Source organism: Pelovirga sp. C15f, from assembly GCF_057178085.1.
This window is the reverse complement of record NZ_JBXUCV010000024.1, coordinates 1-1002: the sequence shown is the minus strand read 5'-3', so window position 1 is coordinate 1002 and position 1002 is coordinate 1. Positions and strand designations below refer to the sequence as shown.

General features: G+C 50.9%; 2 protein-coding genes. Both read left to right on the top strand.

All coding sequences use genetic code 11. The features are described 5' to 3' along the window. Positions 1–284, top strand: a 284-nt coding sequence (locus AC1931_RS15425; protein ID WP_483878165.1) for a hypothetical protein, incomplete at its 5' end; no start/stop codon positions are given. A 309-nt stretch (positions 285–593) separates the two neighbouring features. Continuing rightward, a partial coding sequence (locus AC1931_RS15420) for a chemotaxis protein CheW (protein WP_483878164.1) occupies positions 594–1002 on the top strand: 409 nt, incomplete at its 3' end.

Here is a 1002-nt window from a genome sequence, read left to right as displayed (position 1 = left end):
GGATCACCCAGATTGACCAGGTCACCCAGCAGAATACCGCCAGTGCTGAAGAGAGTGCCGCCGCCTCCGAAGAGCTTTCCGGCCAGGCCGCCCAGATGCGCGAGATGCTGATGCGCTTTACCCTTAAGCATACCAGCAGCGCTCACTCCAACGTACGAGCGATACCGCAGAAGACAACGGCAGCGAAAAACAGCGGCTGGGGCGAGTCACCGGCACAACCACAGAAGAAGATTGCCGCCAAAAAACCTATTGCTCTTGATGACGATGAGTTCGGCAAGTATTAATATCCTGTCGAATGTACCATCCATAGAACACGAAACGCCCACGGACACCAAATCGTGGGCGTTTCTTATGATGCAGGGTTTCCAGTAACTGCGAATTCATACCAATCCCAGCCCTTCAAATAAATAATTCGAATTTTTTAATTGACAGAATATATTAACAAACTATAATGGTTATTGTTGACTGTTAATGTATGCAACTATCAACAACAAAACAATACCGCGCTGGTAAAGTAGAGCGATGCTGCAAAACCATTTTAAACAGATAGCCCCATGTTTCTGAGTGCATTCTAGATTAAAAGGCGGGACCACATGACTACTGTCAAGGAATCGAACCAGGATCACCTATTTACCCGGGATGAAGACTCTATGGAAGGGATGTACCTAACCTTCGATCTGGCCAGTGAAGGCTATGGCATTGAAATCCGCCACGTGATCGAAATTATCGGAATTCAGCCGATCACTGCGGTACCCGATCTGCCCGATCATGTCATCGGGGTACTGAACCTGCGCGGCAAGGTGATTCCCATCATCGACGTGCGCCGCCGTTTCGGCCTGGCCCACCGCGATCATGATGAGCGCACCTGCATTGTGGTGGTCAACGTCAACGATAATTCCGTCGGTCTGGTGGTCGACAAGGTCAGCGAAGTCATCACCATCCCCGCCACCGAGATCGAGCCACCCCCCGCCACCGGTCGCAATCGCAAACACTATATCGCCG